Source organism: Spirochaetota bacterium, from assembly GCA_017999915.1.
Lineage (GTDB): Bacteria > Spirochaetota > UBA4802 > UBA4802 > UBA5550 > RBG-16-49-21.
On sequence record JAGNKX010000014.1, the window covers coordinates 13,459 to 29,511 of the forward strand.

A 16,053-nucleotide genomic window follows, 5' to 3' on the forward strand; every position below is an offset into this window, starting at 1 on the left:
GGTGCATATCGGGATGAAATACCACCTTCTTGCGATTCTTCTATTCGTCATATTCCCGGCGCCACGGGGCGCCTCCGCCGCTGAAAGCGACCTTGTCACAAGGCAAAAAATCTTCATCAGGGACCTTTTCGCCCAGAAGAGATATTTCGATGTTATAACCGAAACGAGAAGGCTCATGGTCTTCGATCGGGGTGACGGGAATCGCCGGGATTACAACTTTTTCATTAATATTAATTATTTCCTCGGCGGACAGTACCGCTCCGTGGTGGCTGCCATGGCCTCCCGGTCCGGACCCCGCGACAGCCGGGAGAGCATCCTGTTGTCGCAGGCATACCTGAAGCTGGGCCTGTGCGGCCCGGCCCTGGAAACGGCGGCGCCGGTCTCCTACGGAGCGGTGGAGGCGCCGCGGCGATACCCCCTGCTGGCGCGGAAGGCCGAAGCCTATATCCAGTGCGGCCTCTACCGGGAGCTGGTAGAGGAAGTGCGTGCCGCGGAGCGGCATGTGCCTGACGGGGACCGGCTCCGCCTCCTCAGCGAAGAGGCCGAGGGGTACAGGCGAATACCATTCAAATCGGTCCCTCTGGCCGTGGCCCTTTCTGTGTTTATCCCCGGCGCGGGGCAGATGTACGCGGGCAAGTGGCTCCAGGGAGCGGTGAGCTTCGTGGGGGTGGCGGCCCTGGCCGGAGGGGCTTTCCTGCTCCACCGCCAGGGGCATAGGAATCTCGCGTACACCTTTATCGCCTTTTCATCGGTCTTTTATCTCGGCACCATTTACGGCGCCTTTAACGCGGCGCGCTCGGTAAACGAGGACCTTGAGGGCGCCTATAGGGAAAAAGTGAAAAAGCGGTGCGAGCCGGCCTATGACCCGGTTGAAGAGGTCAGGGACAACAGGGTATTCCGATGACGGCGTCACCGGGTTCAACGGGGAGGTCACGTTGAGAAAGATTCTTGTCGCGGCATTCCTGGTCCTGGCCGCGTGGCGCGGCGCCCTGGCCGGGGGAGAGGATGTCATGGCGATGGCCCTCCGCTTCTACTCAGCCGGCGATTATTACGCCGCCATTACCGAGGCCATGCGCTACCAGTGCCTCTATCCCGGGGGCCCCCTGTCGGGGAAAAGCATGCTCCTCCTGGGAAAGGCCTATTATAAAGGGGGGAACTATCGGGCCGCCCTGAACGTCTTCACCTCCATCCACCGTTCCCATGACGGGAAGGATGACGGGGATGAGGCGCTCTACCTGGCGGGGTTCGTCCATCTCATGAAGGGCTTGCCCGCGGAGGCGGACAGGCTCCGGGACCTGTACCGGGCGGCATACCGGAAGGGCCGTTTCATGGAGGAAACTGACCGCGACGCCTGCTTTGCGGCGGTCCTTGAATCGAACGTTCCAGGGTCCCTGCGGGTCATCGCCTCGTACCGGGAGCGGTACCCGCGGGGCAAGTACGGGGGGGACCTGGACCGGCTGGAAAAAACCATTGCAGAAGAATCGGGAAGGCCGCGGCGGCACCTGTGGCTCGGGGTCCTGGGGTCGGCTTTTTTCCCGGGGTTCGGTCAATTCTACACCGGGAACTATGCGGTGGGGTTCCTCACCCTGTTCACGAATGCCCTGTGCGCCTTCATGATGTACGACGGGCACCGGCGCCATGACACCTGCCAGATGGTCTTTTTCGGCATAGCCGGCGGCATCGTGTACGGATACAACCTCTTTGGCGCCGTGCGTACGGTGAATGAATTCAACGAGAAGCGGGACAGGGAGCTGTTCCGGCGGGTGCGGCTCGGAATTACCGCGTCATTCTAGCCGAATAAATTTTTATTGCCTTACCGGGCAGGCCGCGGTATAATTCCCATGGAGGGATGGTATGGATGATTTCCTGGGCGGCGGCAGGGTCGAGGACCTGTACAAGAGCCAGATCTTTAATTTCGACGATTTTTTAAAAAACGACAATCTCGCGGAAGTGGCGGAGCGCATGACCGAGGGCGCCCTGGACATGGCGGATTTCATGCGCAAGGATATCATCGACCGGTTCCTTGATTTCGTTTTCTTCAAGGTGCAGACCGGCAATGTCGACCTGCCCAGCCTGGCCTATCCGACCAAGCGGATGCTTGATGGCGTACTAGAGAAAAAGGTTATCGAGCTGATCAACGAGCACCTGTACCCGGAGATCATTTTCAGGCTCCTCAAGTTCTTCACCCGGAACATCCATGACGCGGACACGAACCTCTACGTAGCCAACCTGATTTATTCGGAGGACATCATAAGGTCCATCTATGACACCTACAAGCTCTTTAAGAAGGACATCTTCGACGGCGACCGTGACCGGAGGACCCTCAACGTGAAGAGGATGCAGCAGTATTCGCCCCGATCGGACAACCGGATGTCCTCGCCCCTGGACGCGGCGGCGCGGCTGAAGTACATCCTGGAGTTTTTCCTTGTAAAGTACCCGTCATTGCGTATCTATTCCCGTGAAGACCTGCTCATATCGCGGGAGGGCGAGGGCGGCGCTTAGCTCCCCCGGTGGCCGATGATTTTTTCCACGACATCGTCCTCGCTTCGCTGCACCTCGTTGATGTAGATGTTCTCGAAGCGCTGCGAGTCCTTGAACATCGCTTCGTTGAAGCGCGGGCGGTAGGTTCGTATCAGCCAGTACATGATGTCCTGCATGTCCATCATGTTCCCTTCGTCTATGACCGTGAACTTGTAGTAGAGCCGGGTCAGGTCAAGCTCCCTGATGATCTCCGGGTGCCGGGTCGCGTAGGGGTCCATGAATTTCTTGAATCCCACCCTGCAGCCGTCGCGGTGGCAGCTGTAGAAGATCAGGTGCTCATTGCGGGACTGGTTCCGGTACAGAAGGCTTATGATGCCGCCCAGCTCCGGCATTTTCCTCATCGCGTCGAAGCGGTCATAGGGATATAGGGGAGACCACGCCAGGGTGAAGTACACGTCCTTGCCAATCACTGTCTTTTTCATACGGGGCTCTTGTTCCTTTTTTTTGTTAACCTGCGTATCAGGTTCATCAGCTCGACCGTCAGCATCCTGCTCCGATTGACGACGTCGGTTTCCCGGTACAGCCGGTAGCGCGCGGGAAAATCCATCACGAAGTAATTCGCGATGAAATCGGTCATCTGGTTCAGGTCGACGATGTAATTCAGCAGCTTGATCAGCTTGTCCGATTCCTCGACATTGATGAGAAAAACCAGCTCCTGCGCTTTTTTCCGGAGCGTTTCGTTTGTCCCGTCATGGGGATCGGCCGTCCGGGGAGGCGGCGTCCGGAATTCTGCCGACCGGTAGTTGATGAACCTTGTCACGCTCACCCGGGACAGGCCCTTGAGCGTTATTTTTGTCGATCCGCCCTCCGGCTCTATCTCCACGACCTCCGACAGCGTCGCAAGCCTCTCTCTGCGCCATGCCATGTCAAGGGTGGAGCGAACGGTGACGGCGAGAATCCGGTCGCCCGCGCGAATATCTTTCGAGTCCTCGGTCGGCTTTATAAAAACGGCCATCGTGCAATAAGGGAATATGATTTTTCTTTTTAAAAAAAATGTTTTTAACGTAACCTGTTCCATAGCGTTGGTGGAAAGGGCGGAGCCGGATACGACGGTCTTCCCGCTTCCGTCCGCGTTGTTCCGGGGGAGTATACAAAAAAAGGCCCTATTTGTCAACAGGTATATACTCGTGGGCGCCTCCGGTCATTACTGGGATTTTATGCCGCCGACCTTCGCTATGACCCGTATGAAGAAGAAACCGAAATTGGTAAGGTTGTCTCCTTCCCTCAGGTAGACGCGCTTGATGATGTAGGCGCAGGCGAATTTTTTCATGTCCATGCTCTTGATGATCTTGAACAGGGTGCCGAAGCTTTCCTCGAAATAGATGGAGAATACCTGCGTGAGAAACTGATCGATCTGCTCCTGGTTCGGCCCCGAGTAAAATTTTGCAAAGGCCTCTTTCCGGTCATAGTAGAGAAATTTTTCCGCAAAGGTCTTGACGCCGTAGTCCTGGATCAGGAGATAGTCAACCGCGTGCTGCACCTCGCCGGCGAGCTTTGACATGTCGGACCGGAGTTTGTACGACTGGTAGAGCGTGGCGATCTTTTCCTTGACGGTCTCCTCCGGGATGGCGTTCAGATTGGCCCGCTTGGCCGGATCGAAGATGCCGGTTATGATCCTGTCGATGATGCCGCCGTACTGCCGGCCGAAGGGCGTCATGAGCATCCGGTCGGTGAACGATTCCGAACGGCTTGCGCGGGGGGAGAATTCCTGGGCCGTGATCGCTTCGGCCTGGGCCGCCGCCGCGGCGGCTTCCTTGGCCGTCTGCATGCGGCTGTACATGACGGCATGGAGCTGGTCCAGGGTCGCGCGGACCTTGTTGCCGATCTCACGGATCGAGAGGCGCCTCTCCCTCTTGAGGAGCAGCACTTTTTTCCGCGAGATGTCGTCCTCGTTGAAAAAGAACTTCATGTATGTCTTGTCGTTCCAGAATTCCTGCCGGCTGAGCAGGGTCGAGTAGGCGTCATGGAGGGAGGCCGCGATGATGCCGTGCTGGGCCTTCGTCGAAACCGCCAGCTCCATTTCGTTCAGGTCCAGGTATGTCTTGACGTGTCCGCGGAGCTCGTTGAGGGGGATCGCCAGGGTCGAGTTGTTCTTCCCCATGTTGACATTGTACTGCTGGACCTGATGGGTGAGCCGGTTTTCGATCACGTTTTTAAGGTTGACGTAGGATGAAATGCTTTCCGGGTTGTCATAGTCTGAAAAAATAAGGGATATGTACTCTATCTCCAGGTCTTTCGATCCCTTCAGGGCGAGGTTGTAGATGCGGGTGACGGCCTGGATGCTTTCAAGCAGCCTGATGACCTTGCCGGTCTGATTGCTGTTGAGGCGGAAGTTGTAGTTGATGATGCCGGAGATCTTGCCCTCGCTGATGATCTCGGCGTAATCGGTCAGCTTGTTGATGATCTTGTTAAAAGTGGTAAAATCGATAAATTCCGTTATTTCCTCCAGCAGGCTTTCAGCGCCGCCCTCGGAAATATCTTCACGTTTTTTTTCACCCGCCATATCTTACTCCATCTGACATCAAAGTACAGGGATTAATGCGGCATGTAAACAAAAAAATGGGACAATTTGTTATTGACTTTTCATATTTTAATAATATAAGGGCATATGAAATTAACAGGGAACTATCATTCCTCTGGTTTCGCAATACCCCCTGGTCCCGGAATGTAACTCTATGACCGATCCGAAAAAAATTCTCATTGTTGAGGACGACGCCCCATCGGCGCTTCTTCTCTCCCAGATACTGAGGAAATACGGGTACACCGTCTTTGACACCGTCGATTCGGGAGAGAAGGCCATCCAGACCGCCTACGACCTGAGGCCGGACCTGATCCTCATGGACATCACCCTCAAGGGCGACATCGACGGTATCACCGCCGCCCAGAGGATCCACGAACAATGCAGCATTCCAGTCATCTATACGACGGTCAGCACCGACGACAAGACGATCATGCGGGCCCGGGATTCGGTTCCCTACGGGTACATCCTGAAGCCCTATGATAAAAACATGATCTATGCCACGATCGAGATGGCGCTCTACAAGATCGACATGGAAAAGCGGCTCTATGAGGCGGAGGAGCGGAACCGCACGATCCTGTCATCGCTGCCGGATACGGTCTTTTACGTGACCCGGGAGGGGGAGTATCTCAATGATGTCGAGCGGCAGACGGCGGGGCATCTCTGGACCGCCAAGGTCGCGGACAAGGCCCGCTCCGTCATATCCTCCGCGCTGGACAGCCGCCAGATGGCGATATTCGATTATGCCCTGATGCGCCAGGGAATCAAGGTCTATTACGAGGCGCGGATCATCCCCACCGCGCCGGGCCAGGCGCTGGTCATCGTCAGGGATATGACGTACCAGAAAATGTTGAAGGACAAGCAGGCTTCCTACCAGAAGGACCTCGAGGAGCAGGTGGCAAACCGCACCCGCGAGCTCACCGCGGCCAACAAGAGCATGGAGCGGGAAGTGGGGCTCCGGAAGAATATCGAGCAGAGCCTGAAGATATTCGGACACGCCATCGAGCAGAACCCGAACATGGTGGTCATCATCGACAGGGAAGGGATCGTGGAGTACGTGAACTCGGCCTTCGCGGATATTTCCGGATACGGCAGGAACGAGGTCGTGGGAAAGAACGTGAATGATCCCGGTAACCCCATCCTGCACGAGAATGACGTGTGGAAAAGGATGACCTGCGATAAAACGTGGAAGGGCGAGCTCTACAGCCTCAAAAAGGACGGCGAGCTCTATTACGCGAAGGCAAACGTGTCCCCCATAACGGGCGAGGACGGCCAGTTCACCCATTATATCATCACCGCGGAGGACATCACCGAGCTCAAGCGGCAGAAAATGGCCCTGGACCAGGCCAAGCAGATACTGGACAGCAGCACCCAGGAGTTCATGAACCGCGAGCTCGACTGGAAGGAATGGAAGGAAAAGATGATGGAGCGGAACATATCCCGCACCGACAAGTCCCTCTTCAAGAATATCCATAACAGCTTCACCCAGGGAGCGGGGTTCGGCACCCTGGTGTCCCTCATCGACATGATGACCACCAGCGCCCAGAAGACGGAGAGCGGACACGTCGTGGACAGCCGGATCATCGAGATGATCCAGAACAACGTGAACCTCATCAAGGACGCCTTCAAGACCTTCACCAGCATCGACTGGATCATCTCCAATGAGTTTGACCTGAAGGAGACATCCCTTTTCGACCTGTATGAAACCGTGAAGGTGGTCATCAGCAAGGTTGAGGAATACGGCAAATACAACAGCAATCGCATCGTCATCAACGATTTCAATTACCGCTACAACGACCTGAGCGTAAACCTGAACAAGGACTATTTCTCCAAGGCCCTCTACGAGATCATCATCAACGCGATGAAGTTCTCCAGGCGCAATTCCTTCATCACCGTGTTCGTGAACGTCTCTGGGAAGGACGCCGTGGTATCCGTCATCAACGACCCGGAGAAGAGCGAGGAAGGGACCGTCGGCATCCCCATGGAGTACGAGAAGGTGGTCTTCGAGCCCTTCTACCGGCTCACCAAGTTCGTCCACGAGCAGTACAACACCCTTGAATTCGGCCTGGGACTCACCCTGGTCGAGAAGATCGTCACCAAGCACGGCGGCGAGGTGACGGCCCGGAACATCGTCGACCATTCCGACACCCGGCGCGAATCCCAGGTGAAGGTGAACGTATCCATCTCCATCCCCCTGGCGGGGAAGTAACCCGCCCCCCGATGCCCGGCCCGGCGGACAATTTTTTCTTGAATATGCCGCTCCCCTGTGTACAATGTCACCCGCGTGAAATACGGGGGGCGCTTTCATGATCCTTCGCGTAGAAAACATCCGGAAGCAATACCGCATAGCCGGCGTTAAGAAACAGATACTGGACGGCCTCGACCTGTCCCTGGAGGGGGGGCGGATATGCTCCATCACCGGCATGTCCGGCTGCGGCAAGACGACCCTCCTCAATGTCATCGCCGGCATCACGCGGCCCGGCGCCGGCGCTGTCTACATCAACGGCAGGAGGATGATCCACGGCCTGGATATTCTCGCGTCGCGCCGCCGCAACCGCGAGATCGGCTTTGTGTTCCAGACCTTCAGGCTCCTGAACGACGAGACGGTGCTCTCCAACGTCCTTCTCCCCGCCCGCATCAGGGGGCGCGTCGGCGCCGAGACCCGGGAGGCGGCCGACGAGATCCTGGAGCGGCTCAGGATCTACAAGTTCAGGAAGACGAAGGCCGCGGTCCTCTCCGGCGGCCAGAAGCAGCGGGTGGCCATCGCCCGGGCCCTGGTGAACAGGCCGAGCCTGATCCTCGCCGACGAGCCCACGGCGAACCTGGACCGGGAAACGGCCCAGGAGATCTTCGACATCCTCCTTGACCTGAAGGAGTCGGGCAAGGCGATCCTTATCGTGACCCATGACGAATACATGCACCGCCAGTCGGACCGGGTGTGCGTCATGGAGGACGGGACCCTGCGGGGTGCGGTATGATCCAGCGCCTCTACCTTGTGGTGAAGGAGATCGGGGGGAGCAGGTTCGTGAGCGTAATCGTGCTCCTGTCAGCGGTGCTCTCGGTCTTCGCCGTGGGCCTCTTCCGCATAGCCGGCGACAGCCTGGCCAACTACATCCACAACCGCTTCGCCTCCTCCATCCCGCCCAACACCATCAGGGTATCCACGCGGCAGCCCCGCACCCTCTTCCTCTTCGAGGTGGACCGGCCGAAGAACGTCGTCATATCCGACCGGACCCTGCAAAGGGTCCGCGCCATGGAAGGGGTCACCGAGGTCCTGCCGGTGTCGGCGCTCCGGATCCCGATACAGGCCCGGGTCAACTACCTCGGCTTCAGCTACCGCACCGACATCCTCGCCTTCGGGGTGCCCCGGCAGCTGGTGGGCACGGAGCTCGCCGGGGAGCGCTACAAAAAATTATGGAAGGATTCCTCCAAAGAACGGGTGATCCCGGTGCTCCTGCCACGGTCCATTCTGCAATCATACAACGACGGCATGGCCGCGGCCAACGGCCTCCCCCGCATATCGGAGCGCGGCGCCATCGGCTTCGGGTTCAAGCTCTACATGGGCAGGTCGAGCTTGAAGACCCTGGAAGGCTACGATGACATGGACGCGGTCGTGGCCGGGTTCACGGACCAGATCGATTCCTTTGCCCTGATCCTTCCCCTGGGGCTGGTGTCGGGATACAACAGGCGCTTCGTAGAGAAGTACCGGAACGATTACCAGTACGCCTACGTGAAGGTGAAGGACCACGCCGCCATGGTCCGGGTGGAGCCGCGCATCAGGGCCATGGGCCTGGTGGTTGAGGCCGAAAAGGGGGTGTCGCAGCAGATCCTGAAGCTCAAGGAGTCCATCACCCTGATAATCAGGCTCCTCCAGTCGATCATCGTCATCATCGCGGTCATCGCCATCTCCTTCGCCACCATGATCGCGGTGCTGAACCGGATCGAGTACTACCGGACCCTGCGCCTCATCGGCGCCTCCCGGCTCTTCCTCACGGCGACGATCCTGTTCAAGTACGCCCTGATCGGCTTTGCCGGCGCCTGGGGAGGGGCCTGGCTCCTCCGGTACGCCTCGGCCCGGGTGACCGAGTATTTCCACCTTACCGGGTTCATGGTCTCCCTGGCCATGCCGGAGGAGACCTTCCGGATGATCCTTATAAGCGGCACCCTGATCCCGGTGCTCTCCGCTGTGCCGGCCCTGGTGAGGCTCTATGCCAAGGGCCTGAGCAGGGACTGATCGATAGCTGTTCCGGCTGCCATGACGACGGCCGGGATTCAGGATAGAGTTCGATGGGTTCATACACCACGGGGGGGGACTGCGAGGATATGCCATGAAGACCACAATTACATCCATCATTGCGGCCATCCGCGCCAGGGGGGGCCTCACCCTCAGGCTGAGCCTGGCCTTCGCCATGAGCGCGGGCCTCATCTTCGGAGCCGCCTTTATCTACAATTATTACATGACCACCGAGCTTGCCATCGATGACGAGCGGGAAAAATCAAGGTTCCTGGCCCGCTCCATCGCCAACCGGTTCATGGACGAGACGGAGACCATCAGCGGCTTCATCCGCCACCGGGCGGCGCAGCTTGAGCAGGGCGCCGTGCCGGATATCGGCCGCTTCGTCAGGGAAAACATGGAGTTCAACAGGGCCATGTACGGCTCGGCCGCGGCCTTTGAGCCGGACTCTGTCATGGCCGGCCGGCGCTATTACGCGCCCTACTGGTTCCGCAACAACGGCGCCCTGGCGATGAAAATGCTGGGCGGACCATCGTACGATTATTTTTCCATGGACTGGTACCGTGTCCCCCGGGAGCTGCACAGGCCGGCCTGGAGCGAGCCCTATTACGATACCGGCGGCGGGGAGATTCCCATGGCCACCTATTCGGCGCCCATCCATCAGGGGAGCGGTGACAGCCGCCGCTTCAGGGGCGTTGTCACGGCCGACCTCTCGCTGCAGTGGCTCCGCGGCTATCTATCCACCGTGCGACTGTACCGGAGCGGCTACGCATTCATCATCTCGCGCGCGGGCCGCTTCATCTCCCACCCGGACGAGAAGCTTGTTCTTAAGGAGACCATCTTCTCGGTTGCGGAGCGGCGCCGCGACAATGAGCTGAAGTCCATCGGCACGGCCATGACCGGCGGCCGCTCGGGCTTCAGGGAGATCACGGATTTTCATTCGGGCCGCAATTCCTATGTGTACTTCACGCCCCTGCTGGATACGGGGTGGTCCCTGGGGATCATGATCCCGTCCGATGAGCTCTTCGAGGGGGAACGGACCCTCGCCATGGCCCTCATCGCCATCGGAGTGGGAGGCTTCATCCTGATGACCCTGGTGATCGTCCTCATTGCGCGTACCATCGCCCGGCCTGTTCGCACCCTGGCACTGGCGACCGAGCGGATAGCCCGGGGAGACCTTGACGAGCCTCTGCCCGCAATTGCCACGGGCGACGAGATCGGACAGCTGGCGGTCTCCTTCGACGGCATGCGCCTTTCCCTCAAGGAATATATCGCCAACCTGGCGGCGGCCACGGCCACCAGGGAGCGCATCGAGTTCGAGCTGAAGCTTGCCCACCAGATCCAGACCGATTTCCTCCCGCTCCCCATAGACCCGGCCCAGCGGAGCCGCTTCGACCTCTACGCAATCATGGAGCCGGCCCGGGAAGTGGGGGGCGACCTCTACGACCATGTCCTGGGCGCCGACGGCCGCCTCACCATACTGGTGGGGGACGTGTCCGGCAAGGGGGTGCCGGCCGCCCTCTTCATGGCCGTGACCATCACCCTGTTCAGGAATGTCATTGCCGATTCGCCCTCTCCGGCGGAGGCGATAAGCAGGCTCAACAGGACCCTCTGCGACAACAACAAGTCGAGGCTCTTCGTCACTGCCTTCTGCGCGGTCTTCGACCCGGCCACGGGGGAGCTCCGGTACGCCAACGCGGGCCACAACCCGCCGGTCCTCGCCGGCGGGTCCTCGGGCCCGCGCTTCCTGGACATCCCGGAGTGCCCGGCCATGGGAATCCTGCCGGAGGCTGTTTACGGGGAGATGTCGATTACCCTTGGTCCCGGTGAGGCGCTCCTCGTCTATTCCGACGGCGTCACCGAGGCGATGACCACAGCGCGGGAGCAGTTCTCGGAGGAGAACCTCCTGGCTACGGCGTCGAGAGCTGATTTTTCAGACGCCGGAGCAGCCGTGCGCCTGGTCCTGGACGACGTGAGACGCTTCACCGCCGGGGCGCCACAATCCGACGACATCACCATCATGGCCCTGGTACGCCGGGGGTAGATGGCAACATCCGGAAAAGGCGATGATGCGTGTCCACGCCTCCGATGATTAATGGCACCTTGCCAAAATTACAGCTGTACATTTGGTAATGCCGCATTTTCCACACCTGTAGTTTTGGCGGGCTTTCCCCTGAAAAAATCCCTATATTTTTCCCCGGCAGCAGGATAAGTCGTTTTCCTGCCGGATTAAAGGCCCCTCCGGGAACCGGAAATCCGAACATTATGAATCCGGGGAAATACCATGAACCATGTAACGATGCCTGATAACCTTGTGGAGATGATAGAGGGGAGCATTGCCCGGCACAGCGGAAGGAACTGGGCCGGCACGAAGAACAAAAAGACAAACCGGTACGAATGGATCACCTACGGAGAAGGGGGGCGGCGCATTGACAATGTCCGGGCCGGGTTGGCCGCCCTGGGAATCGGCCGGGGCGATTCCGTAGGCATCATTGGGAACAACTCCGCTGAATGGGCCATAGCCTATTACTCGACCCTGGGCCTCGGCGCCTCCTTCGTGCCCATGTACGAGGCGGAGCTCCGGGAGACCTGGAAATATATCATCAACGACAGCGGCGTGAAAGCGCTCTTTGTCGCCAATGGAAAAATCCATGACGCGATCATGGAATGGAAGCGGGAAACGCCGCGCCTCCAATCGATCATCATCATCGAAGGAGAAGGAAAGGATAGCCTGGCACGCCTTGAAGAGACGGGGAAAGCGAAGCCGGTTAAATCGGTCCATCCCGATCCGGACGAGGTGGCCAGCCTCATTTACACCTCCGGCACCACGGGTGAGCCCAAGGGAGTGCTCCTCACCCACCGCAACATAATGAGCAATGTCCACGCTATTTCAAAGGCCTTCCCGATGATCGACGAGACAGACCGGTCCCTGTCGATCCTTCCCTGGGCCCATTCCTATGGGCAGACCATCGAGCTCAACTTTGGCTCCTCCCTGGGAGGCTCCACCGGGTTCGCGGAAAAGGCCTCCACCATAATCGATGATATCCTGTTGGTGCGGCCCACAATACTGGTGGCTGTGCCCAAGGTGTTCACGACCATATATACCGGGATACAGAGGAAGATAAATCAAAGAGCCTATCCAATACGGGCCCTCTTCGAAAGGGGACTCTCCGTGGCGCGGAGGAAGCGCCTCGGCGATAAGCGCCGGGGCTTTGTCGACAGGATGATGTTCAAGCTTGCCGATTCCCTTGTTTTCAAAAAGCTACGGCGCGGTTTCGGGGGGAACCTCAGGTTCTTCATCTCCTCCGGCGCATCATTGTCTTCCGACATTACCGGGTTCTTCTTCGATATAGGTTTGCCCGTGTACGAGGGGTGGGGCATGACGGAGCTCTCGCCGGCGGCGGCGATGAATTCCCCCCTCGGGTACAGGATAGGAAGCGTGGGCAGGGTCATCGACGGCGTCACGATCGGGATCGACAGGGCAACGACCGGACCGGAGAGCAGGGAAGGGGAGATCATCATCCACGGGCCCAATGTCATGAAGGGTTACCACAACAAGGCTAAAGCCACGGCCGAGACCCTTACCGCCGACGGCGGCCTCAGGACCGGCGACATGGGCTACCTGGACGATGACGGCTTTGTGTATATTACCGGCAGGATAAAGGAGCAGTTCAAGCTTGAGAACGGCAAGTTTGTCTCCCCGGTGAAGATCGAGGAGGAGATAAAGCTGAACCCTATCATCGACCAGGTCTTCGTGTACGGGCTGAACATGGCCCATAACGTGTGCCTTATCTATCCCAATACGGAGGAGCTTCTGAAGCTCGCCCGCGGCAACGGCTTCGCCGGAGGCGCCGACGATGCCATGAAAAGCGACATGGTCAGGGGCCTTATTGTTAAAACTATTGAAGAAGAGCTGGCTGATAAGGTCGGGTCCTACGAGATACCGAGGAACTGCCTGCTCCTCAGCGAAGGATTCACCCTGGAGAACTGCATGCTGACACAGTCCTTAAAATTGAAAAGAAACGAGATTATTAAGCGATACAAAGAAGAGATCGATTCGCTCTATACCAGACCGGCTTCATGCCGGGCCAACGAATGGCCGGATATTAAACTTGACTCCGTTCCGGTAAAGGTGTAAATTGACCATAATTCAGACCAATTTAAAGGGCGGCCACCATGAAGGCGATACCGATAGCGGAAGCAAAGGCCAAATTAAGCCAGATTGTCGACCGGATAGAGAAGTACGAAGGCGAGATAATGATAACCAGGAACGGCCATGATGTGGCGGTTTTGATGAGCCCCGAGGAATATGAAGGCTTGAAAGAGACTCGGGCCATTAAAAACGACGCTGAATTTATTAAAGAAATAAAGGGTTCCCTGAAAAAATATAAAAAGGGCGCGTCCCTGTACAGCCTTGAGGACCTTTTCGGAAAATAGCCAAAGCCCGGTATGAAGAGATTACGATTAACTGACGATATGAGGCGTTTTATATCGAAACTGCATCCTTATATAAAGAAAAAGATAAAAAACGGCCTTGCAGCTGTTCTGGAAGACCCGGCAATCGGAAAAAATCTCAAGGAAGACCTGGCCGGCCTTAAGAGTCTCCGCGTGGAGAAATTCCGGATAATTTACAAACCGGAAAAATCCGGTACCATCTCTGTGATCGCCATCGGCCCGCGCAGAACAATCTACGAAGAAACGCTGAAACTATTGAGGAAAAATCGGGTATAACCCCGGCCCGCATGTCAAAATGAATCCATGACTGCTCTTTTAGCAAGGTTTGATAAAACGGGGGCCTGGTTGTGATCAAGTCTTGCCGGCCGGAAAATATTTTCTTGCAAAAAAATCTCCCTGGTGCTTAGTGTGAACCTCATGCCGTGTCCCGGCATGGCCAATCCGGCCTATATTCGATGAATACAGGAGAAATCCCGTATGTTTAACCGTATCATATCTATCGCGTTCCTGGCATTCGTGGCGATCACGTCCATACCTTTTTTCTTCGTCTCCCTCACTCTCAGGATAACTACCTATCTCTTTGACAGGCGTCTCAGGCTCCTCCATCTCTGGACTTGCTTCTGGGCGTCCCTCTACACCTGGATCATGCCCTCCTGGCGCATCAGGACCGAGGGGCGGGAGAAAGTGCGCAAAGGCGCCACGTACATGATCGTGTCGAACCACCAGTCGCAGCTGGACATCCTGGTGGCCTTCAGGCTCTTTTTCCATTACAAGTGGGTGTCGAAGATCGAGATCTTCAAGGTGCCCCTCATCGGGTGGAACATGTCCCTGAACCAGTACGTGAAGCTGAAGCGGGGCGACAAGGAGAGCATCGAGCAGATGATGAGGGACTGTGAGGCGCGCCTGGCCGAGGGGAGCTCCGTGTTCTTCTTCCCCGAGGGTACCCGCTCGCCCGACGGTAAGATCAAGTCCTTCAAGATGGGGGCGTTCCAGCTGGCCCACAAGATGAAGCTGCCCATCCTCCCCATCGTGGTCAGCGGCACCAACAAGGCCCTGCCCAAGTACAGCATGAACTTTCACGGCAAGCAGAAAATCATCATGAAGGTGTTCGACGAGATTCCCTATGACGCCTTCAAGGACAAGACCGTCGAGGAGACCGCGGCCATGGTGCGGGACTTCATGATCAAGAACCTGGCGGTCCTGGAGCGCTATACAGAGGGATAACCGTTATGAAGGAAAAAGCATTTTTCATTCCATCGGCCGAAACCGCTGACGACAGGGCGATGTGCGCCTCCCTGGAGAAGCTCATCGCAGCGGAAAACCTTCTCGGCTTCATAGCCGAAAGGGACATGGTGGCGATCAAGACCCATTTCGGCGAGGGGAAAAAGACCGGCCATGTGCCGCCCCTCTACCTGAAGATGCTGGGCGCCCTCGCCAGGGAGAGGAAGGGGAGCCCTTTTCTCACCGAGACGCAGACCCTCTACAAGGGAAACCGCACCGACGCGGTGTCCCACCTGAACCACGCCCAGAACCAGGGCTACGGGTATAATCACACCGGGATGCCCATCATCATGGCTGACGGCCTGTACGGCGACGAGGAGACGGAGGTGCCGGTCCCGGGCAAGCTTTACTCTTCAGTGAAGATCGCCTCCGCCGTTGTCAAGGCCCCCTCCCTGATAATGGTGTCCCATTTCACGGGACACCTGGGAACCGGCTTCGGCTGCGCTCTCAAGAACATGGGCATGGGGTGTTCCAGCAGGAAGGGGAAGATGGTACAGCACTCCACGGCCAGGCCGCGCATCAAGGCCAAGGCCTGCACGAAATGCGGCCTCTGCGTTCACTGGTGCCCCGTTTCCGCCGTGGCCATGACGGAACAGTGCGCCGTCATCGACAGCGCCAAATGCATCGGCTGCGGCCAGTGCCTGGCGGTGTGCCGCTTCGACGCCGTGGCCTATAATTGGGGCGCCACTTACGAAGACCTCCAGAAGAAGGTGGTGGAGCACGCCTGGGGCGTGGCCCGGGGCAAGGAGAACAAGATCCTCTGCGTCAATGTCCTCACCCGCATATCCAAGGATTGCGACTGCATGACCGATTATGAACCGATCGTGGCGGACATCGGCATCGTGGTGTCCCGCGACCCCGTCGCCGCCGACGCGGCGTCCCTCGACCTGGTTGAGCGGAAAGCGGGGAAAAAGCTTTCGGATATGGCCTATGACATACCGTACCGGTTCCAGATCGATTACGCCCGGGAGATCGGTTTCGGCAGCCCCGATTATGAGCTGATAACCGCGGGCTGATAGGGAAA

At 57.9% G+C, this 16,053-nt stretch carries 15 protein-coding genes; 12 read left to right on the forward strand and 3 right to left on the reverse strand.

Annotated features, from left to right (window positions below; translation table 11 throughout):
• Positions 1-13: 13 nt before the first annotated feature.
• The 3 genes from KA369_18380 (at position 14) to KA369_18390 (ending at position 2,502) form a co-directional block, all read left to right on the forward strand.
• Positions 14-904 carry a hypothetical protein gene (locus KA369_18380; protein ID MBP7737951.1) on the forward strand — a complete coding sequence of 297 codons (891 nt, stop codon included), beginning with the start codon at positions 14-16 and terminating at the stop codon, positions 902-904.
• Positions 861-1,793, forward strand: a complete 933-nt coding sequence (bamD, locus tag KA369_18385; protein MBP7737952.1) for an outer membrane protein assembly factor BamD — start codon at positions 861-863, stop codon at positions 1,791-1,793. Before KA369_18380 ends, bamD begins: the two co-directional genes overlap by 44 nt.
• A gap of 61 nt (positions 1,794-1,854) precedes the next feature.
• The gene (locus KA369_18390) at positions 1,855-2,502 is read left to right on the forward strand and encodes a hypothetical protein (protein MBP7737953.1); all 648 of its coding nucleotides are present in this window, start codon (positions 1,855-1,857) and stop codon (positions 2,500-2,502) included.
• Here KA369_18390 and KA369_18395 read toward each other — a convergent pair.
• Genes KA369_18395 through KA369_18405 form a run of 3 tightly spaced genes read right to left on the reverse strand, consistent with a single transcriptional unit; the run spans position 2,499 to position 5,044 of the window.
• On the reverse strand, positions 2,499-2,963 hold the full coding sequence (locus KA369_18395) for a hypothetical protein (protein ID MBP7737954.1): 465 nt from the start codon (positions 2,961-2,963) through the stop codon (positions 2,499-2,501). The genes KA369_18390 and KA369_18395 overlap by 4 nt on opposite strands.
• Complete coding sequence (locus KA369_18400) at positions 2,960-3,655, reverse strand: LON peptidase substrate-binding domain-containing protein (protein ID MBP7737955.1); 696 nt, start codon at positions 3,653-3,655, stop codon at positions 2,960-2,962. Before KA369_18400 ends, KA369_18395 begins: the two co-directional genes overlap by 4 nt.
• A gap of 30 nt (positions 3,656-3,685) precedes the next feature.
• Complete coding sequence (locus KA369_18405; protein ID MBP7737956.1) at positions 3,686-5,044, reverse strand: hypothetical protein; 1,359 nt, start codon at positions 5,042-5,044, stop codon at positions 3,686-3,688.
• 172 nt (positions 5,045-5,216) lie between these two features.
• Between KA369_18405 and KA369_18410 the strand changes: the two genes are divergently transcribed.
• The 9 genes from KA369_18410 to KA369_18450 all read left to right on the forward strand — a co-directional run bounded on the left by KA369_18410 (position 5,217) and on the right by KA369_18450 (position 16,045).
• A complete protein-coding gene (locus tag KA369_18410; protein MBP7737957.1) occupies positions 5,217-7,268 on the forward strand; it encodes a PAS domain S-box protein in 2,052 nt (683 codons plus the stop codon).
• Between the two features lie 97 nt (positions 7,269-7,365).
• Complete coding sequence (locus KA369_18415) at positions 7,366-8,037, forward strand: ABC transporter ATP-binding protein (GenBank protein MBP7737958.1); 672 nt, start codon at positions 7,366-7,368, stop codon at positions 8,035-8,037.
• Positions 8,034-9,293, forward strand: coding sequence for a hypothetical protein (locus KA369_18420; protein MBP7737959.1), 1,260 nt, complete (start codon positions 8,034-8,036; stop codon positions 9,291-9,293). The genes KA369_18415 and KA369_18420 overlap by 4 nt, the downstream gene beginning before the upstream one ends.
• A 94-nt stretch (positions 9,294-9,387) precedes the next feature.
• The gene (locus tag KA369_18425) at positions 9,388-11,337 is read left to right on the forward strand and encodes a SpoIIE family protein phosphatase (protein ID MBP7737960.1); all 1,950 of its coding nucleotides are present in this window, start codon (positions 9,388-9,390) and stop codon (positions 11,335-11,337) included.
• Positions 11,338-11,577: 240 nt separating this feature from the next.
• Positions 11,578-13,431 (forward strand): long-chain fatty acid--CoA ligase, encoded by a 1,854-nt coding sequence (locus KA369_18430; GenBank protein ID MBP7737961.1) that lies wholly within the window; start codon positions 11,578-11,580, stop codon positions 13,429-13,431.
• A 38-nt stretch (positions 13,432-13,469) separates the two neighbouring features.
• Entirely contained in the window at positions 13,470-13,730 is a 261-nt protein-coding gene (locus KA369_18435; GenBank protein ID MBP7737962.1) for a type II toxin-antitoxin system Phd/YefM family antitoxin, read from the forward strand.
• A 12-nt stretch (positions 13,731-13,742) separates the two neighbouring features.
• On the forward strand, positions 13,743-14,024 hold the full coding sequence (locus KA369_18440; GenBank protein ID MBP7737963.1) for a type II toxin-antitoxin system RelE/ParE family toxin: 282 nt from the start codon (positions 13,743-13,745) through the stop codon (positions 14,022-14,024).
• A gap of 201 nt (positions 14,025-14,225) precedes the next feature.
• Complete coding sequence (locus KA369_18445; GenBank protein ID MBP7737964.1) at positions 14,226-14,972, forward strand: 1-acyl-sn-glycerol-3-phosphate acyltransferase; 747 nt, start codon at positions 14,226-14,228, stop codon at positions 14,970-14,972.
• A 5-nt stretch (positions 14,973-14,977) separates the two neighbouring features.
• Positions 14,978-16,045: a DUF362 domain-containing protein gene (locus tag KA369_18450; protein ID MBP7737965.1), complete on the forward strand. Its 1,068-nt coding sequence runs from the start codon at positions 14,978-14,980 to the stop codon at positions 16,043-16,045.
• Positions 16,046-16,053 lie beyond the last annotated feature (8 nt).

Excerpts from the sequence above, each read along its gene's own strand:
- KA369_18380 (MBP7737951.1), top strand. The coding sequence starts at position 14 with ATGAAATACCACCTTCTTGCGATTCTTCTATTCGTCATATTCCCGGCG.
- bamD (MBP7737952.1), top strand. The coding sequence starts at position 861 with ATGACCCGGTTGAAGAGGTCAGGGACAACAGGGTATTCCGATGACGGC.
- KA369_18390 (MBP7737953.1), top strand. The coding sequence starts at position 1,855 with ATGGATGATTTCCTGGGCGGCGGCAGGGTCGAGGACCTGTACAAGAGC.
- KA369_18395 (MBP7737954.1), bottom strand. The coding sequence starts at position 2,963 with ATGAAAAAGACAGTGATTGGCAAGGACGTGTACTTCACCCTGGCGTGG.
- KA369_18405 (MBP7737956.1), bottom strand. The coding sequence starts at position 5,044 with ATGGCGGGTGAAAAAAAACGTGAAGATATTTCCGAGGGCGGCGCTGAA.
- KA369_18410 (MBP7737957.1), top strand. The coding sequence starts at position 5,217 with ATGACCGATCCGAAAAAAATTCTCATTGTTGAGGACGACGCCCCATCG.
- KA369_18415 (MBP7737958.1), top strand. The coding sequence starts at position 7,366 with ATGATCCTTCGCGTAGAAAACATCCGGAAGCAATACCGCATAGCCGGC.
- KA369_18420 (MBP7737959.1), top strand. The coding sequence starts at position 8,034 with ATGATCCAGCGCCTCTACCTTGTGGTGAAGGAGATCGGGGGGAGCAGG.
- KA369_18425 (MBP7737960.1), top strand. The coding sequence starts at position 9,388 with ATGAAGACCACAATTACATCCATCATTGCGGCCATCCGCGCCAGGGGG.
- KA369_18430 (MBP7737961.1), top strand. The coding sequence starts at position 11,578 with ATGAACCATGTAACGATGCCTGATAACCTTGTGGAGATGATAGAGGGG.
- KA369_18435 (MBP7737962.1), top strand. The coding sequence starts at position 13,470 with ATGAAGGCGATACCGATAGCGGAAGCAAAGGCCAAATTAAGCCAGATT.
- KA369_18440 (MBP7737963.1), top strand. The coding sequence starts at position 13,743 with ATGAAGAGATTACGATTAACTGACGATATGAGGCGTTTTATATCGAAA.
- KA369_18445 (MBP7737964.1), top strand. The coding sequence starts at position 14,226 with ATGTTTAACCGTATCATATCTATCGCGTTCCTGGCATTCGTGGCGATC.
- KA369_18450 (MBP7737965.1), top strand. The coding sequence starts at position 14,978 with ATGAAGGAAAAAGCATTTTTCATTCCATCGGCCGAAACCGCTGACGAC.